General features: G+C 62.8%; 24 protein-coding genes. 16 read left to right on the top strand and 8 right to left on the bottom strand.

The features are described from left to right. Positions 1–9 precede the first annotated feature (9 nt). A complete protein-coding gene (locus GSQ83_RS05475; RefSeq protein WP_158801876.1) occupies positions 10–1,047 on the top strand; it encodes an ABC transporter ATP-binding protein in 1,038 nt (345 codons plus the stop codon). Between the two features lie 74 nt (positions 1,048–1,121). After that, entirely contained in the window at positions 1,122–1,862 is a 741-nt protein-coding gene (locus tag GSQ83_RS05470) for a RibD family protein (RefSeq protein WP_216849943.1), read from the top strand. Positions 1,863–1,866: 4 nt separating this feature from the next. Here GSQ83_RS05470 and GSQ83_RS05465 read toward each other — a convergent pair whose 3' ends face one another. The 3 genes from GSQ83_RS05465 to GSQ83_RS05455 are packed head-to-tail and all read right to left on the bottom strand — an operon-like array spanning position 1,867 to position 4,246. Then, complete coding sequence (locus tag GSQ83_RS05465; protein WP_158801874.1) at positions 1,867–2,901, bottom strand: glycosyltransferase family 4 protein; 1,035 nt, start codon at positions 2,899–2,901, stop codon at positions 1,867–1,869. After that, on the bottom strand, positions 2,888–3,292 hold the full coding sequence (locus GSQ83_RS05460; RefSeq protein WP_158801873.1) for a 6-carboxytetrahydropterin synthase: 405 nt from the start codon (positions 3,290–3,292) through the stop codon (positions 2,888–2,890). Before GSQ83_RS05460 ends, GSQ83_RS05465 begins: the two co-directional genes overlap by 14 nt. 3 nt (positions 3,293–3,295) lie before the next feature. Then, on the bottom strand, positions 3,296–4,246 hold the full coding sequence (locus GSQ83_RS05455) for a zinc-binding alcohol dehydrogenase (protein ID WP_158801872.1): 951 nt from the start codon (positions 4,244–4,246) through the stop codon (positions 3,296–3,298). A gap of 137 nt (positions 4,247–4,383) precedes the next feature. Here GSQ83_RS05455 and mdoH point away from each other — a divergent pair, with 137 nt between their 5' ends. The 5 genes from mdoH to GSQ83_RS05430 all read left to right on the top strand — a co-directional run bounded on the left by mdoH (position 4,384) and on the right by GSQ83_RS05430 (position 8,252). Next, positions 4,384–6,096 carry a glucans biosynthesis glucosyltransferase MdoH gene (mdoH, locus tag GSQ83_RS05450; RefSeq protein ID WP_158801871.1) on the top strand — a complete coding sequence of 571 codons (1,713 nt, stop codon included), beginning with the start codon at positions 4,384–4,386 and terminating at the stop codon, positions 6,094–6,096. Positions 6,097–6,128: 32 nt separating this feature from the next. Then, on the top strand, positions 6,129–6,731 hold the full coding sequence (locus GSQ83_RS05445; RefSeq protein WP_216849942.1) for a TetR/AcrR family transcriptional regulator: 603 nt from the start codon (positions 6,129–6,131) through the stop codon (positions 6,729–6,731). A 64-nt stretch (positions 6,732–6,795) separates the two neighbouring features. Then, positions 6,796–7,179 (top strand): DUF427 domain-containing protein, encoded by a 384-nt coding sequence (locus tag GSQ83_RS05440; RefSeq protein ID WP_158801870.1) that lies wholly within the window; start codon positions 6,796–6,798, stop codon positions 7,177–7,179. A 326-nt stretch (positions 7,180–7,505) separates the two neighbouring features. Further along, the gene (locus GSQ83_RS05435) at positions 7,506–7,745 is read left to right on the top strand and encodes a hypothetical protein (protein ID WP_158801869.1); all 240 of its coding nucleotides are present in this window, start codon (positions 7,506–7,508) and stop codon (positions 7,743–7,745) included. A 78-nt stretch (positions 7,746–7,823) separates the two neighbouring features. Beyond that, entirely contained in the window at positions 7,824–8,252 is a 429-nt protein-coding gene (locus tag GSQ83_RS05430; RefSeq protein ID WP_158801868.1) for a hypothetical protein, read from the top strand. A 20-nt stretch (positions 8,253–8,272) separates the two neighbouring features. Here the strand turns inward: GSQ83_RS05430 and GSQ83_RS05425 are convergent, their stop codons facing one another. Further along, the gene (locus GSQ83_RS05425) at positions 8,273–8,527 is read right to left on the bottom strand and encodes a DUF1902 domain-containing protein (RefSeq protein WP_158801867.1); all 255 of its coding nucleotides are present in this window, start codon (positions 8,525–8,527) and stop codon (positions 8,273–8,275) included. Between the two features lie 206 nt (positions 8,528–8,733). On the opposite strand from GSQ83_RS05425, the gene GSQ83_RS05420 reads away from it, so the two are divergent. Together GSQ83_RS05420 and GSQ83_RS05415 are read left to right on the top strand one after the other, a co-directional pair. Next, the gene (locus GSQ83_RS05420; protein WP_158801866.1) at positions 8,734–8,925 is read left to right on the top strand and encodes a hypothetical protein; all 192 of its coding nucleotides are present in this window, start codon (positions 8,734–8,736) and stop codon (positions 8,923–8,925) included. A 651-nt stretch (positions 8,926–9,576) separates the two neighbouring features. Beyond that, the gene (locus tag GSQ83_RS05415) at positions 9,577–11,910 is read left to right on the top strand and encodes a hypothetical protein (RefSeq protein ID WP_158801865.1); all 2,334 of its coding nucleotides are present in this window, start codon (positions 9,577–9,579) and stop codon (positions 11,908–11,910) included. A gap of 604 nt (positions 11,911–12,514) precedes the next feature. Here the strand turns inward: GSQ83_RS05415 and GSQ83_RS05410 are convergent. The 3 genes from GSQ83_RS05410 to GSQ83_RS05405 form a co-directional block, all read right to left on the bottom strand. Then, positions 12,515–12,802 carry a hypothetical protein gene (locus GSQ83_RS05410; protein WP_216849941.1) on the bottom strand — a complete coding sequence of 96 codons (288 nt, stop codon included), beginning with the start codon at positions 12,800–12,802 and terminating at the stop codon, positions 12,515–12,517. Positions 12,803–12,804: 2 nt separating this feature from the next. Next, on the bottom strand, positions 12,805–12,999 hold the full coding sequence (locus GSQ83_RS29780) for a hypothetical protein (RefSeq protein ID WP_159013900.1): 195 nt from the start codon (positions 12,997–12,999) through the stop codon (positions 12,805–12,807). Positions 13,000–13,221: 222 nt separating this feature from the next. Then, positions 13,222–14,139 (bottom strand): LysR family transcriptional regulator, encoded by a 918-nt coding sequence (locus GSQ83_RS05405; protein WP_158801863.1) that lies wholly within the window; start codon positions 14,137–14,139, stop codon positions 13,222–13,224. 126 nt (positions 14,140–14,265) lie between these two features. Here GSQ83_RS05405 and GSQ83_RS05400 point away from each other — a divergent pair, with 126 nt between their 5' ends. The 7 genes from GSQ83_RS05400 (at position 14,266) to GSQ83_RS05370 (ending at position 19,891) form a co-directional block, all read left to right on the top strand. Next, positions 14,266–14,937, top strand: coding sequence for a DUF1028 domain-containing protein (locus GSQ83_RS05400; RefSeq protein WP_158801862.1), 672 nt, complete (start codon positions 14,266–14,268; stop codon positions 14,935–14,937). A 201-nt stretch (positions 14,938–15,138) separates the two neighbouring features. Further along, on the top strand, positions 15,139–15,606 hold the full coding sequence (locus GSQ83_RS05395) for a flavin reductase family protein (protein ID WP_158801861.1): 468 nt from the start codon (positions 15,139–15,141) through the stop codon (positions 15,604–15,606). 27 nt (positions 15,607–15,633) lie between these two features. Next, on the top strand, positions 15,634–17,109 hold the full coding sequence (locus tag GSQ83_RS05390) for a 4-hydroxyphenylacetate 3-hydroxylase family protein (RefSeq protein ID WP_158801860.1): 1,476 nt from the start codon (positions 15,634–15,636) through the stop codon (positions 17,107–17,109). Between the two features lie 15 nt (positions 17,110–17,124). Continuing rightward, complete coding sequence (locus GSQ83_RS05385; protein WP_158801859.1) at positions 17,125–17,538, top strand: RidA family protein; 414 nt, start codon at positions 17,125–17,127, stop codon at positions 17,536–17,538. A 171-nt stretch (positions 17,539–17,709) separates the two neighbouring features. Next, complete coding sequence (locus tag GSQ83_RS05380; protein WP_158801858.1) at positions 17,710–18,705, top strand: alpha/beta hydrolase; 996 nt, start codon at positions 17,710–17,712, stop codon at positions 18,703–18,705. Positions 18,706–18,722: 17 nt separating this feature from the next. Further along, on the top strand, positions 18,723–19,397 hold the full coding sequence (locus GSQ83_RS05375) for an antibiotic biosynthesis monooxygenase (RefSeq protein WP_158801857.1): 675 nt from the start codon (positions 18,723–18,725) through the stop codon (positions 19,395–19,397). Between the two features lie 149 nt (positions 19,398–19,546). Then, positions 19,547–19,891 (top strand): DUF302 domain-containing protein, encoded by a 345-nt coding sequence (locus tag GSQ83_RS05370; protein ID WP_216849940.1) that lies wholly within the window; start codon positions 19,547–19,549, stop codon positions 19,889–19,891. Here the strand turns inward: GSQ83_RS05370 and GSQ83_RS05365 are convergent. Then, complete coding sequence (locus GSQ83_RS05365; protein WP_158801855.1) at positions 19,888–21,609, bottom strand: VRR-NUC domain-containing protein; 1,722 nt, start codon at positions 21,607–21,609, stop codon at positions 19,888–19,890. The two genes, GSQ83_RS05370 and GSQ83_RS05365, sit on opposite strands and share 4 nt — an antisense overlap. Positions 21,610–21,777: the final 168 nt, after the last annotated feature.

The raw sequence follows: 21,777 nt of genomic DNA, 5'->3' as shown, positions 1-21,777 counted from the left end.
ACGTGCGACATGGCTGAGCTGCGGCTTGAAGGGCTGACCAAGTCCTTCGGATCGGGTGCCGTGCTGCGCGACCTGACGCTATCGGTGGACTCGCGGCGGCTGGTCGCAATCCTGGGATCGTCCGGCAGCGGCAAGACCACGCTTCTCCGCCTCATCTGCGGCTTCGATCGCGCCGATGCGGGCAGCATCACCATCGCGGGGGTCCGGGTGTCCGGCCCTGGGCTGCACCTTCGCCCGGAGCAGCGGCATGTCGGCTACGTCGCTCAGGAAGGCGCGCTGTTCCCCCATCTGGCCGTTGCCGACAACATCACCTTCGGATTGCCTCGAAGGCAACGTCGAGCGCGTGCCCGGGTGACGGAACTGCTGACGATGGTCGGCCTGCCGCCATCCTATGCCGACCGCCTGCCGCACCAACTCTCCGGCGGCGAGCAGCAACGCGTCGCACTCGCGCGGGCGCTGGCGCCGTCGCCGCCGCTCATCCTGCTGGACGAGCCATTCTCCGCACTCGACGCGGCACTTCGCATCGAGACCCGGCAAGCCGTCGCACAGGCCCTTATCGCCTCCGGCTCCACAGCGCTGCTCGTCACCCATGACCAGGCCGAAGCGCTCTCAATGGGCGATGAGGTGGCTGTGCTGAGGGATGGCGCGCTCGTCCAGATGGACAATCCGAAGGCGCTCTATCGCAACCCGGTCGATGTCGCCCTCGCGCGCTTTCTGGGCGAGACCGTGCTGCTGCCGGGAGTAGTGGCCAGGGAACATGTGAGTTGCTTCCTCGGGACCCTGTCGCTGACACGCCCTTGTCGGCCCGGTGCGGCCGAGGTCCTCATCCGCCCGGAGCAAATTCGCCTGAGCGGTCCGGATACGGGCCATCCTGCGACCGTCGAATCAGTGACTTATTACGGTCACGACTGCAGCGTGATGTTAGCGCTGGAAGGGCTACAGACGGCCGTCACCGCCCTGGTGCCAGGGCATGTGAGCCCCTCGGTGGGCGACCTGGTTGGCCTCCATGTCGAAGGAGATGTGATCGTCTACCCCGTTTCGCGTTAATCCTCATCTAACAAGCGCCGGATCGAATAGATCGAAGCAGCGGCGTGTTCTAGGGGATGAAAGCGAGGCTTGGGATGGACGAAATAACGGATTGGCGGCCTCGGTCCCATTCCACGACATCGCATGCAAGCAGCGCCCGGCAGGATAAATGGAGCGACCTTTGGCCGCTCTATGCCCCCATCGCCGAGGCACGAGGAACCTTCGTTCTTGGCCAGTTGGGGCAGTCGCTGGACGGCCGCATCGCGACACCCACCGGTCACTCCCGCACGATTGGCGGGGGCGAGGCTATCGCTCACCTGCATCGTCTCAGGGCGATGGTTGACGCCGTGGTGGTCGGCATCGGCACTGTGCTCAAGGACGACCCCCAATTGACCGTGCGTCACTGTGAGGGACCAAGTCCGGTTCGTGTCGTCATCGATCCCAACGGCCGTCTACCCGCAGATGCGCGAATACTGGCCGAGGATGGTGTTGATTGCATCGCGGTTCAGGCCTGCGCGTTAGACCGGCCCTCGCGCGTAACGGCGCTTGCCCTCCCATCCGTGAACGGTCGCATCGAAGCGCATGCTTTGGTGGCGGCCTTGGCGGCCCGCGGGCTCCGGCGCCTGTTGATTGAAGGCGGGGGCCGCACTGTTTCCGCCTTTGTCGCGGCGGGCGCGCTTCATCGGCTGCATGTTTGCGTCTCCCCCGTCCTCATCGGCTCGGGGCCTACGGGTCTCTGTCTGCCGCCGATCGCGCATATGGCCGAGGCGAGGCGGCCCCGCTGTCGCACGCATCGGATCGGCGACGACGTGCTGTTCGACCTCGACTTCACGTGAGGCGTCAGGACAGACGGCGGAGGAGCGATGCGACGCTATCGATCGTATCCCCCCATCGCGGTAGCTGTCCGCCAGCGCGGCGGGACGCACTTGCGGCCGTTTCCCGCGCCTCGCGGTCCGACAGCAGATGCCGTAGCGCAGCGCCGAGGGCGGCCGGATCACCGGGCGGCACAAGCGCTCCGGCCTCGCGCGGAACGACATCGGGGATGGCGCCGGCGAGCGTACCGACGATCGGCAAGCCGCGTGCCAGAGCCTCCGCATATGCCATGCCAAATCCTTCGTGGCGGCTGGCGAGAACAAAGAGGTCCGCGCTTGCGAAGAGTGGCCCAACGTCGTCCACTTCACCTTGCAACACCACCCGTCCGCCGAGACCAACCGCCTCGATCTGCGCGCGCAGTTTGCGAACAGCATCCATATCGCGGTCCAGGCTCCCCGCGATCGTGCAGCGCCAAGGCAGATCCGCGATGCGGGCCAATGCCGCCACGAGAATGTCATGCCCCTTCCGCGGTGTAACGGCGCCGAGAGACAGCAGATGTGGCGGCCTGCCGTGGCGCGGTGCGAGCGGCGCCGCGTCGGTTCCAGGCGGTGCTACAAGGAGGTGGCCCATCGGCACATCATATTCGCGGCGTAGCGTCTCGGCGGTGGCTTTGCTCGTGACGATGACAGCGCGCGTGTGGCGCAAAGCTTCCCGCTCGGCCGCGTGGAGACCCCGCGGTGCATTCGTTTCCAAGACGAGCGGATGATGGACGAGTGCGACAAATCGCAGGCGTTCGCCTTCCTCGGCAGCGAGTTCCGGTATCGCGCCGAAGGCGAGTCCATCGACGATGACGATGCGACCGTCTGGCTGCGATGCCAGTGAACGCGCCGCCGCCGCCAGCGCCGTACCATCCGGTGAGGGAAAACCGTCAGGCCACGCGAGATGGCGGATGGCGAACCCCTGCGCTCGCAGCCCGACGATCAGCCGGCGATCATAGCCGTAGCCCCCGGTGCGGGTGTCGATGTCTCCTGGGATCGCGAAGCCGACTTCAGGAATCGACATCCGCCTCGTACCAGGCCCGCGCGACATGCGATTCGCTGAGCGTTACGCGTATCCGGCTCACGCCCTCCGCATGAGGACCGAGCCAGCCATCGCGCCGCGCCTGCGCCATGCGATCGAAGATCGTGCGCGCGAGGAATTCCGTGGTGGTCACCTGACCGCGCAGCGCCGGGTCTTCGTCAAGATTGGCGTAGTTCAACGGCGCCAGTGCCTTGCGCAGCGCGTCGAGCGCGCGGCCGATATCGACGACAATATTGTCGGGCGAAAGTGTCTCGCGGAAAAACGCGACATCGACGATGAAGGTCGCGCCATGAAGTTTCTGCGCCGGACCGAAAACCTCTCCGGGCAGGCTATGGGCGATCATGATGTGGTCACGTACTTCGACGGCGAACATCTTTCACTCCAACTCATACGATACACGATGGAACAAGGCGCCGGGCTTACCAAGAATCTCGGGCAATGCCTCGGCAAGGCGATCGAATCTTGTCACTTTCTCGACGAGCACGTCCAGACATGGGTCGGCGGCGAGGCACAGCGCCAGGGTCAGCCGCCGCTTATGGCTCCAACGCGCGCGACGCGCCGGGGCCACGGCACCGACCTGCGAACTACGCAGGGTCAAGCGCTGACTATGGAAGGCGCCCCCAAGCGCGATGGTGACCGGCTGCGTTCCGTACCAACTCAATTCGATGATTTCAGCCTCAAATCCGGCCAGCGAGACTGCAAGGGCGAGTCCCTCGCCAGTGCCGGAAGCGTGGAACACCAGGTCGCAGTCGCCCTCAGCATCTCCCGGGGCAGCGAAGCCACATCCAAGCGTCTTGGCCACTTCCGCGCGCATGGGGTTGGGATCTATCAAAGTGACACGCGCCCGAGGAATCCGGGCGCAGAGCCACGCGACCAGGCAGCCGATTGTCCCGCCGCCAACGACCGCGATCCGATCGCCGATCCGCGGCGCGGCGTCCCAATTCGCGTTGAGCGCGGTTTCGATCTGACCCGCCAAGACAGCGCGGTGAATTGGTACATCATCCGGCAAGACGATCGCGGCATTCTCCGGCAGCAAGAAGCGAGTCTGATGCGGGAAGAGACAAAATACTCGCCGACCCTGAAGAGCAACGGATCCACCTTCGACCTGACCCACCATGGCATAGCCGTATTTCACCGGGAACGGAAAGTCGCCCTCCTGATACGGACAGCGCATCCGCGCCCATTCGCTCTCGGGCACTTTGCCCCCGAAAACGAGCGCCTCCGTGCCGCGGCTTATCCCGCTTTGAAGAGCCCGAACGCTCACTTGCCCGGCGGCCAAATCTCCAATCGCTTGCGTGCGAATTTCCGCGCGGCCCGGTCCCGACATCCATAGGGCTCGCGGGAGCGGCTGGGGTTCGATGGGGATCACATTCGGTCCGTTTGTTTACGACGGCTATGACGGAGACTTTAGTGGACGATCTTAGTGTGGCTTACATAAGACCATCGATTGCCGAGGATAGGCGGTTGCGCGCACGGCGCAAGCTTGTGATCGCGCTCAATCTCGCAAGCTGGTGCGGGCTCGGCTTCGTGATGGGCTATATCAACTATGCCACGGGATGGTCCGTGGCAGGCGTGGCCGTGCTTGTGCTGTTCCTGATCGCACTTCCCTGGACACTTCTGGCCTTCTGGAATTCGGTCATCGGTTTCGTCATTCTGTGCTGCGCACGCGACCCCGCCGCATACACGAACGACGCCCTGCGCGAGACCCCACCAGGCGCGCCGATCGAGCGACTCACCGCGATCTGCATCGCGATCCGACACGAGGACGTGTCACGCGTGGCCAGCCGGCTCGCAACGATGCGCGAGGACCTCAGAGCAACCGGCGAGGCGGAGCATTTTGAGTTCCACGTTCTGAGTGACAGTAATCAACCAGAGATCTGCGCGGCGGAGGCTGCTGTCTTCGGTTCGCAGGATGGCGTGTTTTATCGTCGCCGGCCCGCCAATACCGGGTTCAAAGCAGGCAATCTGCGTGATTTCGCCTGCGCCGCTCTGGGCCGTGTCGATTTCATGCTGGTGCTGGATGCTGACAGCCTGATGTCGGCGGCGGCGATTCTGCGGCTGGTTCGCGTGATGCAGGCCAACCCCCGTCTCGGCATTCTGCAAACGCTCGTGACCGGGCGCCCAGCCGCGAGCCCTTTCGCTCGTATCTTTCAATTCGGCATGCGTCACGGAATGCGCACGCACACCACGGGGATTGCCTGGTGGCAGGGGTCGAGCGGTCCGTATTGGGGCCACAATGCGCTCATCCGCCTGAGGCCGCTCGTCTCCTATTGCGAGTTGCCCGTTTCGCCGGAGCGTCAGCTGCTCGGTGGCCACCTTCTAAGCCACGATCAGGTTGAGGCGACGCTGATGCGGGCGGCCGGAATGGAGGTGCGTGTCATCGCCGAAGAGTTCGGCAGTTGGGAGGAAAACCCTCCGCGTTTGCCGGACTTCATCAGCCGGGATCTCCGCTGGTGCCAGGGGAATTTGCAGTATCTCCGGCTGGTCGGCCGGCCCGGCCTTCTCCCGATGGGCCGGTTTCAGCTCTGCAATGCCATCGCCATGTATCTTGGGGCGCCCGCTTCGGTGCTGATGCTGACGGCGGGCGTTCTCCACGGCCTCTCCGGCAGTCGCGGCCATGTCCCCGGCAGTCTCGCCTTCGGGATGTATTTCGGCATGCTCACCCTCGGTTTCGCGCCACGTCTCCTGGGCGTGCTCCAGGTTATGATGCGTCCGGCGGAGCGTCGTCGCTGGGGCGGCGCACCACGTTTGCTCGCTGGTGCTATGACGGATGCCCTGTTCACCCTGATGATCGGCCCCGTGATGATGGTGGCCCAAACGCGCTTCATTGTCGGGCTGCTGTTCGGCCAGCGGATCATTTGGGAGGCGCAGCAGCGCGAAGGCCAGAGCCTCCCGTTCGGAGAGGCCGCCCGCGGCCTGTGGCCGCAACTGCTGCTCGGTTTCTGTTTCGGTGCGGCGCTTTGGCGCGTATCGCCGGGTTCCCTGCCCTGGGCTCTTCCCACGCTGGCCGGCTCCTTACTTGCCGTTCCCTTCGCCTGCGTGACTGCTTGGCCGAGGCTCGGGCGTTGGATGATGCGGGTCGGGCTTTGTGCCGTGCCCGGCGAAAAGGAGCATGAGCAGGTGGTGGGAACCTCCGCCAGGGCCGAAAGCTGGCACGGGAAGGTCAAGGAAGCCTAGCTTCCGGCGGGACGAGACGTTGACAAATCAATATGGACGGCCATATTAGCCTGATGCGCAAGCCCTCGAACCGGGACAAGATACTCACCCAAGGCCTTCGCGTGGTGCATGAGCGTGGCTTTGGCGGTGCGAGCGTACGTGACATCGTCCAAGCCGCCGGCGTGCCGCAGGGGTCTTTCACCAATCACTTTGCCTCGAAAGAGGCCTTTGGGCTTGAGATTCTCGAGCTGTATTTTGCTAACAACCGCCGCGCTATTGACGAAACGCTTGGGAACGAGACGTTGCAGCCGCTTCAGCGGCTCCGGGCCTATTTCGATGTCAGCAAGACTCATTTTGCCCCAGAAGCCATACGCAACGGTTGCTTGTTGGGGAATCTCAGCGCCGAAACGAGTGAGCATAGTGAGCTCATCCGTCAAAGATTGACGGAGATATTCGCCGAAGTCGAGCAGTCGGTGGCGGATTGTCTCAGGGCGGCAGTCAAAGCCGGCGAGGTGTCGGCGGATATCGACTGTGATGAGGTCGCGGGCTTCATCGTGGCGTCCTTGCAAGGCGCTACTCTTTTGGCAAAGGCACAGCGCAGCCTGGTTCCCTTGCAGCGGCTGGAGCACGTACTTTTTTCAATGATCTTGCGCTGAGGAGACGCCGCTCACCAAGCGGAAGCCTGGCCAAAATCAAAGTCTCAACGAAGGAATTGCACTCATGGCCGAAAAACCGATCAAAATACCTGGACCCGATCATCCCATCACAATTGAAGCAAATCCGTCTCGCGTCATTGTTTCTGTCGCCGGACGTGTCGTTGCGGATACGCGGGCGGCGCTGACCTTGCGTGAGGCATCCTATCCCGCGGTCCAATACATTCCGCGCAAGGATGTCGAGATGGCGCTGCTGGCACGCACGCAGCATGACACATACTGTCCTTACAAGGGTGACAGCGCGTATTACAGCATCCCGCATGGCGGAGAACGATCGGTCAATGCGGTCTGGACCTACGAGTCGCCTTATGCGGCGGTTGCCGCGATCAAGGATCACGTCGCTTTTTACCCCGACCGGGTCGATTCCATCGAAGAGCGTACAGCAGGCTGAACGATTGGAACTTCGCGCCGCAGGGCGCAACGCGACCCACTAGCGCCGCGCTTCCACGCTTTGCGCCCAGCTTTGCGCAAAGCGTGAGACGGAGGGCCGTCCATCACCGTCGGTGCGTAGTACTAACTGGGCATTGACTTCACCCGTCGTCCTATGTTCATCGTCGCCACCTGAACGGGCGTCCGAGGAGCGTCTCGCGGCCGTTTAGCTTGTGAGGCCGTGTTTTCGCGCCAGCCGATCGTCTTAGCTTGTTGCGCCAAGAAAATAACACCTGCGAGTTCGCGTTCCAGCAGCCAGGATAACAACCCCAGCCCGGGAGGTCCGGGATGATTGATGCGTTGCTTCATGGGGAAGAGGATGTCTCGAACTATGGGACGTTCCGTTTCGAAACACTCCCGGTACCCGGCGATCGAATTGTCGTCGGCACCATTCGTGGCTCCGCAGGCTTCCTGGTAGTGCTGTACGTGGAGCACCATCCGATCGCATTGCCAGTCGCCCCTTCCAGCCGCCAAGATCCGTCAGTATCGATCTGCGTGAGGTTTATTCAGGACAACGAAGAAGATTAGTGGCGCGCGCCATTCCAAAATCCGGCCCTCTGTCGCCGTTTCTGAAGTGCGGCGCTGACATCGGAATAAAGGGATGTCATGGACCTCGGGAGGACGAGTGGGCTCGTCGCGGTTGTGGTCTTGCTCGCATCGATGAGCGCCGCGATCCTTGTGACAAGCTGGAACACCGGCAATGACGCCGCGAGCCTCTCCGCGTCTCGCAGAGTACCGACCGAGCGGTCGCTCTTGTCCCTGCGCGGCGCGACACGCCATCAGGTGCAGTCAGCAATGTCCGCAGCCGGCATGGCCACCGGCGACAGTCTGGAATTCTTAAGCAATACCCTCGACGGCCAGACGAGGCGCACGATCGACGTTACCTTCACCTTCGGTCCAGACGGTCGGGTCGCGGTTATCCAGGCCTATGTGGGTGGGCCCCGCCAGGAGGATGCCATCCAGTTCCTGTGGGATTCCCGCGGTCTTGAATGCTCCGACTTTCCCGCTAGCCACCGCCGCTGCAACCCCGGCTGACGACGGCCGTTGCCTCCGGGCTACCGCCGGATGGTCGCCACGCTTTCCCGCGCTTGATCGGTCTCGGCCCGCCGGCGTTCATGGAACCGAAAACGCTCGGCCGACGGGGCCGCCGGTAGATTCAGGCTGATGGGTCCCGGAACAAGATCCTGCAGCACCTGAGACAGCAGCTCGACCGTCGCCGCCTCAGCGACAAGGCCGCGCATCTCCTTGCTCTCAGCCCACCAGACGCCATCCTCGTCGTCCCAATGCGCCTCGACCCGGTAGGTCTTCATTCTCGTTCCTCCAAAGCCGGAGAGCTTTCTTCCCGGGCTCCCCCGCCGTAGAGATAGAAAACGCCCGAAGCTATGTCCTCGCAACTCAACACCACGGGAGCCGAGGGTTTAGGCAGCGAGACTCGCTCCTCGCGTGTATTTCGATGGAGTTTGTTAAGAAACTCGCCTATCACGTGCGTCGCTCGTGAGATCCAGAGGTGCTGGCGATGCTGCATAGGCAGGTGGCTTATTTCCTGGAGGGACTGACCGCGCGCGGTTCCGGAACGGTACGGAATGCCAATCCGTACAAGCCCTGGACGCCCGCCTGGGCCGCCTGGCTGGCCGGCTGGGACGAAAGCGCGGAGGCAGATCGCGTCATGGCTCAAGCCGATCCGTCGCTCGTGGCAGTAGCCTGGTGACTTTAGGTCACTGAAAGCCCACGCCTCTAGCTGCGACCGGGCTTGCCGGGGACAATCGGCAGAAGAATGATGTCTGGGCCGCGCGGAGCCGCGCCCGCTTGTGTCCGTCACCATTTCTAAATGAGTGCGCCCTTGATCCTGCGGATCAGCCCTTTGTCGTGGGCTTATTCAAGCCTAGCGGCGTAGCGGCTCATTAAATCCGGAAATTGCCCGGTGTTAATGATTACGACACAGCATCGATTTACGTTCTTAGCCAGTCGTCGCCGATGTTCCTCTCATCTCAGCGCGCCCGCATAGGCCGAAATAAGGCTGTACTGTTGGGGGCGCAGTCTGGCATGTCACTCAACGGAGAACGCTTACGATCAAGTGGAGTTTTAGCAGGTATTAATCATCAATCCGCGCAGTAAAAAAGAATCTTTATGAATAACCAATGAAATCTGAAAAATCTTTATTGAGCTAGGAAGAATTCAATCCACCCTGCCTGAAGCCTGGGCGTCAGCGGCTTACGCCTCCGTCTCGCGTCCAACAGGAGCCATCAGACTGCCATGCGAATCGGAGGCTGCGCGCCACCATACTCGCACTTAGCGCAGCTCACGTCACGATTTCAACAAGTCCTCGATCTCAGCAAATCCCTATAGAAGGTTCAGTTCTTTGACCGCATCCATATTCGTTTCGAGTGGAATCACCTCCAGCGGCGTCGCACTTCAAAGCGGCCACACGATGTTTGTGCTACCCGGCGGAACCGCCATCAATACGACCGATAGCGGCACCGTGGTGGTCAGCGGCGGTGGCATCGACTCTGGCGATGCCATCGCCGCCGGCGCCACCCTCCTCGTCTCCAGCGGGGGCACGGAGCTTGGCGCGAATTTGTCCTCGGGCGGCGTGCTCAACCTGAAGCCCGGCGCGGTCGAAAGCGGCGGCATAGTCTCGTCCGGCGCCACGCTCGTTATCTCCAGCGGCGTCACTGCCAGCGGCATTGACGTGGCTTCGGGCGGGACGCTGATCCTGCTCTCGGGCGGGAGCGCTGTCGGAACCGGGGATGGCGGCACCGTCATCGTCAGCGGCGGCGGTCTGGCACTAAGCTCCGTGGTGACTCCTGGCGGTAGTCTTATCGTTGGCTCAGGAGGAACGGAGACCCACGACACTATTGAGGGCGGCGCGGAGACCGTTCTATCCGGTGGCTTCGCGCTCGATACTTTCGTGCAGCTTCTGGGCACATTGGGCGTCGATGATGGCGCGGTGGCAAGCAGTGCAACCGCATCCATCGCGGGTGTAATTTACGTTTCGAGTGGCGCATCAGCCCCTTCGGCTACAACGACCCTCGGAGGCACACTGGTCCTGTATCAGGGCGGGAGCGATCCGGGCTACATCGGCATTGGGATATCGCTGACCAGCAGCAGTACCAACACAGTCACATCAGGCAATACCATCTTCGTTTCGAACGGAGTTACCTCCACCGGCGTCGTCGTGGAGTCCGGCGGCTTGATGGTTGTGCTGTCGGGCGGCAGTGCGACCAGCACCACCGATAGCGGCACCGTCGTGCTCAGTGGCGGCGGTAAGGCCTTCAGCGATACCGTCGCTGCGGGCGCCACCCTTCTCGTTTCGAGCGGAGCGACGGAGCATCTCGCGCAATTATCCTCGGGCGGCCTGATCACCCTCTCCTCTGGCGCCTTGGAGGAGAATGGCACCGTGCTGTCCGGGGCCACTCTCACCGTATCGAGCGGTGCGGTCACTTTCAGCATGAATATCTCCGCCGGCGGAACGCTCGCCCTTATGGCGGGCGGGTACGACGGAAGTAGTGACCAGGATGCTGGCCTCATTCTCGTCAGCGCGGGTGCGCGGACCGAAGAGGTATATGTATTGAGTGGCGGGACTCAGCATGTGTTGTCGGGCGGCTCGGTTTCCGATGGGGTGGTGAGCAGCGGCGGGACCCTGATCGTCGATAGCGGCGGTACAGTGTACGACTTAACCCTTTCGGCGGGCGGCGACCTACAGCTCGCCGCGGGCGCAATCGAAAGCTCGGGCACAATCCTGTCCGGCGCGAGCCTGACCGTATCGAGTGGCGCCACCTTACACGGCGTGACTGTCGCTGCCGGCGCGATACTGACCCTTTTATCGGGCGGCTACGCGCTCGGCGAAAGTAACCTCGGTCTCGTTGTCGTGAGCTCGGGCGGTCTCGACGAAGACTTCGCATTGTCGGGCGGTGGAACCGAACACGTCGCTTCGGGGGGCGTTGCCGATTTCGCCGATATCCACAGCGGCGGCATGCTGACTGTCGACACCGGCGGTACGGTGACCAATCCTTTTCTCCTAGCGGGCGCTAACCTGCAACTCGCGGCGGGTGCGGCCGAAAGCGGTGGCACCATCGGGTCAGGTGCCACGCTCAGCATATCGAGCGGCGTCCAGGCGAGCGGCATCACGGTCGCGACCGGGGGCTTAATGCTCCTACGATCCGGCGGCAGCGCCCTCCACACCGCAGACAGCGGTATCATCACCGTCTCCGCCGGTGGCACGGCGGGCGATGTCACGCTGGCCTCGGGCGGTGTGCTCAACATCGCCTCCGGTGCCCTCGCTTTGGCGGCGGGCAGCGGTAACACGATGATCACGGGCGGGTCGGGCGCCATCGAAATGGTAGGCGGCACCGGCGCCGGCGCCGAGGAAATGCGCACCGGATCAGGGCAGGCCTTCATCGGGCTCAATAACAATGCCGACATGGTGGTGGGTGGTTCAGGCGACTCCATCGTGATCGGTGGCACGGGCCCCGACCTCTATGCCTTCCTCTACGGTCATGCTGGGGGCAGCGAGACTATCATCAACTTCAAGATCGGTATCGATGCCCTGCTCTTCGATCCAGGCTACGGCGGGCACGCGGTCGCAAGTGAGTCCGTCGAGAATGTCGCTGGTTGGGGCAAATCCGACGTCCTGACCTTGAGCGATAACACCACCATCACCTTGGTCGGTGTCCACTCCACATTGTACACGTGATAACAGCCGGTTGTCCCACGGGGCGGCATCCTTAGCGGTGCCGCCCTGGATGTACAAAGGCGCGCCCCGGAGATTGCGGGCGCGCCTTGCTCTGTCATCGCACGCACCTGCGATCTGATCGAGTTGGCCGCGCCCGCGCGAGCCCTCCCGCTATGACCCCTCGTATATTGCCGTTGGACTGGTCGGCCGGCCGGACAGTCGGGGCGATCCGATCGCGGTCGGTGATCAGATCGAGAAGTGCGACGCGCCCATAAGCGACAGCACGCCCGAGAGCGGCTTCGCAACCCGCCGCCGGCCGAACCCCTTAGGCATAGGTGCCAAGCGACCGAGAAGGCGACTATGTCCGGCCCTTCGATCATGGTGGCGGACGGGCGTCCTGGGAAGCGCCGGATCTGATGCATGCGGCTCTTGCCGGAGAGTCCGTTACTGACCATCAGGACAATGATCGGCGCGCCCACTTGCGCGGCGGTCGATAACTCCTGCGCATAAATGCGGCGCTTTGATGCTTCGCCACGACGACATCGATTCCCGGTACATCGTAGAAGATGTCGAGAGCGTCTATGGAACACAGAAGACGCGATCTGTGCCGTGAATATGAAGGGCATCAGCAAGGATGCGGCCGCCGGTCGGCGTGACGCCGCTTGAACAGGCATAGGTCGTTGGTTCTTTTCGCGTGTCTCCGGCAGATCGCCGTCGCGACAAGCACGAGAGCAAAAGAGGGGACGGCGCATCCACCAGTCACGGTTTCGAGTGGCTCCAAGGGCCTGGGCAGCCGATGAATGCAGGTATCGCCGCCGCTATCGACATGGCGTGCCTCGAAGCCGTTGTACATCGTATTATCGAGAAAGATGTGACCGAGGCTGTCGCAATGCGTTGCCGCCTGGATCGACATGTTCAGCGCGTCATCAGAATATCGCAGATTGTTTGTCGCCTGGTCGAAACGTTCCGCCAGAACATGGCACCGGTCGCGAGCATCGTATGGATCGGGTCCCACCGCCCACCGAACAACCCATTCTGCGGCCCCTTCTGGTCCAGCGGAATGCCTAAGGCAAGGACCGCGCCGCGCCGGATAAGTCCCGCTGCCGCCACGATATCCTGTGGCTCGCTACGACCGAGCGTACCGACTTGATCGTCTTTCCTAGCGCTCCAAATTCGTGAGCGTTTGTGCGGCGGCATAGATCGCCGGCTTGCCTTCCGAGACGTCCATGGGCTTCCTCGTGGTTGGGTCTGATTTCGCGGCAACGAATGTACATCGTAAGATTATGGCGGGTGCGCGACACCCGACCACAGTCTAGACCGCAACGCGGGAAGTCACACGGTTCCGGGTAACTTCTTGTTGTGCAGCTTGTCGTGGCAGAGACCGAGGAAAGCCTGCATTGCCGGCGTGCGGCGTGAGCCCTTGAGAGTGACGATCCCGTGGATCGGCGGCTGCGGCGCGTCATCCAGCGCCAGATAGGCCAGCGGCAGCCCGTCGAGCGAAGCGCGGTTCTTCGGCTGCGCATTCGCAAGTCCAAACCCTTCGCCGCGCGCGACCAGGCTCCGCACCACATCGATATGCGCGAAGCGGCCGATGATGCGCGGCGTCAGTCCCGCTTTCTCGAAAAGGCCGAGGAAGTACTCGCGGCTCAGCGGCAGGTCGAGCAGGATGAAGCCTTCGCCACCCAGCTCCCCGAGGCTCACGGACGTGCGGTCCGCGAAGCGATGGTCCGCGGAGACGAAGGCGAAGGGCGGCAGTTCGGCCAGAGGCGTGAAGTCGAGGTCGGCCGGAATGTCGAGGTTGTAGGTCAGCACCAGGGAAAGCCGGCCATTCCGCAGCCCCTCGAACAGCTCGATCTGGTTTCCGGCCACCGCCTCGACGGTCACCGCCCCATGTTCGGCGCGAAAGCATTGCAGCAGCTCGGGCACCATGAGGGGGTAGAGGGTGGAGAGACAGCCGATCGCCAGCGGCCCCGAGACGCGTGACGAGATTTCGCCAGCCGCGGCTTCCAGTTCTTCCGCCTGCCGCAGCAGCGTCCGCGCCTCCTTGAGGAAGCGGTGACCCGCAGTGGTGAGCGACAGACCCTGGGCGTGATGCCGGATGAAAAGCTGGATTCCAAATTGCTCCTCGAGCCCAGCAACCGCCGTGGAGACGGAGGGCTGTGAAATCGGGATGCGCTGCGCGGCCAGGGTGATGCTGCCGGTTTCAGCGGCGGCAACGAAATATTCGATCTGCTTGAGCGTGAACCGCACGGCGTCTCCCACTCAATCGTCATTGCCGAAGTTCCGGGTAGGATAACCCTCGGTGGCAGGGCGCGCGATCTTGTTCCGGACGGCGGGACCTGCTCCGCTGTCCGGACTTAGGGCAGAGGAAAGCCGATGACCTTCTCGATCGCCGCTCGTTGTGCCGCCACCGGCCGCTTTGCCGTAGCCGTAGCCTCATCCTCCCCGGCGGTCGCCGCCCGTTGCGCGCATCTGCGCGCGGACGTGGGGGCGGTGACGACCCAGAACATCACGGATCCGCGGCTCGGGCCGCGCGGCCTCGACCTGCTGGCGCTCGGGGTCGCGGCGGGACCGGCCTGCGAGGCTTTGCGACGCGGGGCGCCCCACCCCGAATACCGCCAGCTCACCCTGATCGACCGGAACGGCGAGACCGCCGTTTTCTCCGGCGAACACGTTCTCGGCGTCCATGCCGAGGCGCGGGGGCAAGACGTGGTCTCCGCCGGCAACCTGCTCGCCGATCCCGGCGTGCCGCAAGGCATCGTTGCGGCCTTTGAGACGACGCCTGGTGATCTGGGTGACCGCGTGATCGCCGCGATGCGAGCCGGTCTTGCGGCGGGCGGCGAGGCCGGCCCGATCCGTTCGGCCGGCCTGCTCATCGCCGGCGAGGTCGCCTGGCCGATCGCCGACCTCCGCGTCGATTGGCACGAGGCTCCGATCACGGAACTGGCATCGCTTTGGGACGTCTGGAAGCCGCAGATGGAGGCTTACGTTACCCGCGCGCTGGATCCTTCAGCTGCGCCCTCCTACGGGGTGCCGGGGGACGAGTAGACGCGGGACCACTCTGCTCTCTTGCATCGGAATTACTGAACCAAAGATGACAAAGTATATGTTTAACGAATGCAGCCGCGGCTGCCATGGTCACCCATGCTTCAGGAACTCCTAAAGGCCGATGCCGCCATGTCCGATCGACGTACCATGCGATCACAGGAGTTGGACGGAGACCAAGCGCGCCAAAGGTTCATAAGGGCGATGCGTGGGGCGGCGACCGGGGTGTCGGTCATCACCACCTCCGGCGACATGGGCCGCTGGGCGGTTACCGTGAGTGCTGTCGCCTCCGTCTCCGCCGATCCGCCCATGGTTCTCGCCTGCATCAACCGGCGCAGCCCGGTGGCGGATGCCGTGAGGGCCCATGGAATCTTCACGATGAACCTGCTGTCCTCCAAGCAATCCCACGTCGCCGATGTTTTCGCCGGACGCTCGTCTCGTCATAAGCCCTTCGACTTCGCCTGTGCGGATTGGGTGGAAGCGGGGGAAGGCTCCTTGCACCTCGCCGGTGCCGCCGCCTCATTTCATTGCGTCGTGGAACACGTTCTCGACGCCGGCAGCCACACCGTGCTCATCGGCAAGGTGCAGGATGCGGTTGCGGGAAGCGCCTCACCTTTGGTTTATGCTGGGCAGGCCTATGCGCTTGCCCAGGCTCTATCGCCTTCCATGTGACGCGAGCAGGATTGGAAATCAGAGCCAATGCTACGGACCGGCCAGCAATACAGGGACTCTCTCCGCGACGGTCGCCAGGTCTGGATGAATGGCGAGCGGATCCCCGACGTCACGGTTCATCCCATGCTCAAGCCGATCGTGGACATCCGCGCGCGCCTCTACGACATGCAGCATGACCCCGCGCATGCCGACATCCTGACTTACCGTTCCGAGAGCGGCGAGCCCTCCTCGATCCCGCTCAAGCTGCCCCGGACCCAGGCCGACTGGCAGGCGAAACGCGTGGCGACCGATCACGTCCTCAACGAAATCGGCGGCATCGTCACGCGTGTGGGCGACGAGACGATTGGCGAGATGTGGTCGCTGTTCGACGGGCAGGACATCCTCAACCAGGTCGATCCGCGTTTCTCGGCGAATATCCGCAACCATGTCGAGAAGGCCATTCTGACGGATCCGTTCCACGTCTCGGCCAATACCGATCCCAAAGGCGATCGCTCCAAACGTCCGCAGGACCAGGATCCCGATATGCTCTTGCATGTCGTGAAGGAGACGGATGCCGGAATCGTCGTGCGCGGCGCCAAATACGAGACCGCAGCGGCCTACGCCAATCAGGCTTTCACGAAGCCGACCATCGCGAATTGGGGCGATGCCGAGCTGTCGGACTACGCGGTCGGCTTCATCTGCGACTTCGGCTCGCCCAATCTCAAATTCATCTGTCGCACTGGCTTCGCCGGCCGCGCGCCGATCGAGGACTATCCGCTCTCCAACCGCTTCGACGAGGTCGAGTGTCTGGTGATCTTCGATGACGTTCTCATTCCCTGGGAGAACGTGCTCTTCTATCGGCACACCAAAGCGGCAACCTTTATCCGCGCGACCTTGCACCGCTACAGCGCCTTTGCTTTCGTGCAGCGTAACCTCAAACTCGCCGATATGCTGATCGGCGCGGCGCTGTTCAACGCGCGGCAAACCGGCCTCGACAAGCAGCAGGCGGTGCAGGAGAAGCTGGCGCAGCTTGCTTGCTACCGGGAAGGCATTAACGCGCATTTGACGGCGGCGATCGTGACCGCGCAGGAAAGCCCCGGCGGCCTGCTCATGCCGAACCAGTCGCTGCTCATGACCGGCCGGGTCTTCGCCTGTTCGCAACTGCATGAGATGATGCACATCGCCCGCGAGCTTTGTGGCGGCCAGATCTGCGTCACCCCCGATGTCGCTGCCTTCCGCGATCCCGAAACCGCCCCGTGGCTCAAGAAATTCTATTCGATCAACGAGAATTGGGAGGCCGAGGACCGCCGCAAGCTCCTCGCCTTCGCGCGTGATTTGCTGAATTCGGATTATGCCGGGCACCGGCTGACCTTCCAGCTTTTCGCGCAATCGCCACCCTTCGCGCATCTCGCGGCGGTCTATCGCAACTTCAATTGGGACGAACCGCTGGACTTTGTGCGCAAATCGGCTGGCCTCAACGAACGGGTCACCGGCAAGGCTCCGCTCATGAAGGCGGCCGAGTAGGGGAGGGACCACACAATGCCCCATCAGCGCCTCCGCAAGTTCAACACGCGGGAGACCTACCCCGAGCAGAAGCTCGACAATGATCTCTGCCAGGCGGTAGTCGCGAATGGCACTGTCTATTTGCGCGGCCAGGTCGCTCAGGACCTCGACACCCGGGAGAGCGTCGCAATCGGTGACGCCGCGGGCCAGGCGGAAAAGGCGATGGCCAATGTCGATCTGCTTTTGCGTGAAGCAGGCTCCGAGCTCGGCCACATCTGCAAGGTGACGATCTATCTCACCGATATCCGCCATCGCGAGGCGGTCTACGGCGTGCTCGGCCGCTGGTTGAAGGGCGTCTACCCGGTGTTCACGGGGCTTGTGGTGGTTGCTTTGGCCCGACCCGAATGGCTTGTCGAAATCGACGTGATCGCGGTCATTCCGCAGGGCTGAGAGCCTCCGAGACATGGCCCGCGCCCGAGCCTGTCGCGTCATTCGTCAGATGGGCGCGGAATACGCGACCCATCGTCAACCCATACTTCGGCTTTACCCGAAGTAATGGAGCGCGACATCCATCCGGGACGCCCCCAAGATAACGGTCGCGTTCAGGCTGGAGATTTAGACATGCCGATCAAGCCCACAGCGCCGAAGCTAGACCTGCGCGAAGAGCACTTCATCGTTCCGAGCCCTCATGCTGCGCTTTCGCTCTTCCTGCGCTATCTGCCGCCGGCCCAGAGCACGACACCGAACCGCCGCGTCGTGCTCTATGTCCATGGCGGCACTTTTCCCTCGGCGGTTTCGATCGCGCATCGCTTCGATGGGCGCTCCTGGCGAGACGAGTTAGGCGACGCCGGCTTTCATGTTTGGGGCCTCGATTTTCACGGTTTCGGTAACCTCTCGGACCCCTGTCCGGAAATGGTAGAGGCGGCTGAAAATCACGCGCCGCTCGGCCGGGCCGAGGACGCCAGCTTCCAACTCGAAGCCGCGATTCGCTTCATCTGCGCCCATCACGGCGTTCCAGGTCTGTCGATCGTTGCGCATTCTTGGGGCAGCATCGTTGCCGGCCGCCTTGCCAGCCGCTGCCCTGAATTGATCGACCGCCTAGTCTTCTTCGGTGCGATCGCCCAGCGCGAGCGCGGTGATGATCCCGTCCGCCTACCCGGCTGGCGGCTGATTTCCCTGGCGGACCAGTGGAACCGGTTCGTCGCGGACGTTCCCGATGGCGAGCCACCCGTTCTCCTCAAGCGGCATTTCGAGGAATGGGGTGAGGCCTATCTCAAAGTCGATCCCGAAAGCCGCGAGCGCGATCCCGCGGCGGTGAAGACACCCAGCGGCGCATTCCAGGACATTTTCGACGCATGGGGCGGCGAACTCGCCTACGACCCGGCCTCTATTCAGGCGCCCGTCGCGATTATTCGCGGCGAATGGGACAGCCTCTGCACGGATAAGGATGCGGCTTGGCTAATGTCTGCTTTGCGAGCATCGCGGATCCGGCGCGACATCAAGATCGGACGCGCCACACATCTCATGCACCTCGAGGAAAATCGCCGCGCGCTTTATCGCGAGACGCAGACTTTCCTGTGCGGTGACGACTCACCTGATCGCACAAACGACGCCTGAGGCGAAGGAGGAGCACGATGTTCGCTGTCATCTTTGAAGTCCAACCCAAAGCCGAACGGTTCGACGAATACCTTGAGCTTGCCAGGTTCCTGAAGCCCGAACTCGAGAAGATCGACGGCTTTATTGACAATGAACGGTTTGAGAGTCGGCGCAGAAAGGGCAGGCTCCTGTCGCTCTCAACCTGGCGAGACGAGAAGGCGGTCATCCGTTGGCGCACGCTGGCAGTCCATCACGGGGTTCAGGAAAAAGGTCGTTTCGAGGTATTCGAGGATTATCATCTTCTCGTCGGCGAGATCGTCGCCGACACCAACATTCCGCAGGGTCATAGCTTGCGAGAGCAAAGATTCGATGTGACGGAGGTTGGCGAGGCCAAGAGGATGACCATCAGTGAATTGATGCCGATGGCGGTCGGAAACCCCACAGATGCCGACCCTTCCGTTGAGCTAGGTGCGCGCGACTCTGGCTCCGCGGAACTGTTGGACCATGAGCTTTTCGACAGCATCTACATTCCGGGAAAGGCGCTGCTTCTCGCCTCGTGGCGGAATGCTGATGCCGCCGATCGTTGGAGGCCACATGTCGCGGACACCGGCAGGCTGCGTCATCGCCAGGTCCGCATTATCCGTGACTACGGCATGGCCGACCGCAGGGAGGCGCCGCAATACTATCCGCCAGCGCGAACTTCCAACGAATAGCCCGAACAGCCATCGCGCGCGCGCCGTAGATCTTGCGTTCAAATCGGTATCCGGCGTCAAATCTCATCTTAGGCCTGTGGGGAGAGGTTATCGCCATGAAGATCGAAGGCTTGACGACATGTGCAAGCAGCCACGGTCCAAAGGAGACGATGGACCGTCTCGCCGCTGCGGTGACCGCCCGGGGCGTGACCGTTCTGGCGCGTATCGACCATGCCGAAGCCGCTGCGGAGGTGGGCTTGACGCTGCGGCCGACCGAACTGCTCATTTTCGGCAACGCGAAGGCGGGAACGCCCCTCATGCAAACGGCACAAACGATGGGGATCGATCTGCCACTCAAAGCCCTGGTCTGGGAGGATGAGGCATCCCAAACCTGGCTCGCCTATGATGACCCGGAATGGCTTGCAGCGCGGCATGGAGATCTGCCCGGCGTTTGGCAAGTCCTGGGCGGCATGACGACAATGTTGGCGGCGGTCGCCGAAGAGGCTGCAACCTAGGCTGAACGCGCCTCGTCGGTCCCGGTGTGCGTCGGGCGGCTCTTGTCGCCCTTCCGAGTGCGCGCGAAACCCGGCCGCTCGATCCTTTCAAGCGAAACATGGATCCCGGTCTCTTCGAGGAATTGCAGCCATTGATATTGATGCGCGGAGAGCTGGTCGTTCGCCGACTTGATCTCGATGAAGCGATAGGTCTGATCCGTCCAGAGGAACAAGTCGGGCAGGCCGCGTGAGCGGCGCCCGACATCCTGCGCCAAATGCCTGAGTGCGGCGGCGAGTCCCTCGGTCGGCAGCCGATGGACCATGATCTCAAGAACGGAAAGCAGCTCGTCGTGCCAGTAAACAAACGGGTTGGCGATACCATGCTTGGCCTGGTAGTGACGCTCCATCAATGCGAGTGCGGCCCGCGGTTCCGCCAAGCGAAGCAGGCGGTCCTCGATCGCGGCCTTCCGCCGTTCGTAGAACAAAGGCTCGTGAAGATCGCCGGGCGCGAATTGCAATGGCGAATGAAACGTCCCGACCGATGGATCGTAGATGATGTCCCACAACAAAAGCCCGAAACCCGATTTCCATAGCCAGTTCTCGGAATGCGTTCCGTGCCAGCCCTCGGATCGATAATGCGCCAGAACCGCCGCTTCGACGCCACCTTCGGGATAGTCGATGACGACGCACCGGCTCGTTCCCTGGTAGCTCCGCGCCTCGCTGCGTCGCGACGTCTTCTCCAGTCTCATTAGCAACTGCCGCCCCGTATAGTCTTCCTCGGCGTGGCATGGCGCCGCCTGCATGGCGTCGATTATGGCGCGTGCCGCGACCCGGTCGCCACGCTTGATCAGAAGCCGGGCCTGCCGCTCGCGTGCCGGCGCGACCGGGCTTGTCGCATAGAGCGCAAGCGCGTCATCCGTCGCTCCCTCCCGTTCGAGCCTTCGCCCGAGGCGATCGACCAGCCGGTCGAACAGCGCCACACCGGCGGTAAGCACGCCGCGCTCCACGCTTTGGTGATGCCACCAGCCGAGCGTCTCCGACGCGGATTGGGTATCGCGTAGACGACGGAACGCCGCATAGAGCATCGCCATGCGATAGGCGTCATCGGCTTCCTGGCGATTTTGAAAATGCGCGCGGAGATGCTCGGGCGTGACCTGCTCAAGAACAACATGGCCAAGCGCCTGCGTCACGAAATCCGAGAGATTATCGCGTAGATCAGCGAAGAAGAGAAACCGTAGAAAATGCCAGGGATCGCCGGTCGGCAGCCGAACGACTGGCTGTCCAGTCAGCAACTGTAGTAGCCAGGCTGGGCGCCCATCCCATTCGTGCAGCCAAGCCAACAGTATTTCCTTGCGAGCCAGCCGCGGCAACGCTTGGCCTCTCAGGCTCACCCTGAGCTCGGCATGCGTGAAGCAGTTGAGCGCTTCCGCCGTCGGACCCGGTGCAAGGTCCTCCACGCACGCTACAAGCAGCCCCGCCCCGAGCAACTCCGCCAAAGGGCGGTCCAGCGCTCCGATCTCGGGGTAGGCGAGGCGTCCGACCCGGAAGCAAGGCCCGCGCCGGTTCACCAGCCGCGCGTAAAGCATGCGGGCCGGGACGCTCAGCCCCATAACATGCCGGAGATGATCTCTCTCGCCATCGATCAACAGGAACCCGTAACGAGACGTGACGCCGTCGATCACCTGATGGAAGTGGTCGAGATAGTAGTCGGGCGGCAGCAGTGTGGGCGCGGTGCTCATCACGCGGCGAGGCTAGCACGGCGAGGCTTACCCCAAGAAGCGGTGCAGGATTGGCCAGTTGCCCACAGGGATAGACTATTTATATTAGTGAATATGACCATATACAAAAGCCACTCGCATATCATAAACTCTCCCAATGAGCGCCGGGCGACCATCGCTAATCCCACC

Source organism: Acidisoma sp. L85 (genome assembly GCF_009765865.1).
Classification (GTDB): Bacteria; Pseudomonadota; Alphaproteobacteria; order Acetobacterales; family Acetobacteraceae; genus Acidisoma.
This window is presented reverse-complemented; position numbering and strand designations above follow the sequence as displayed.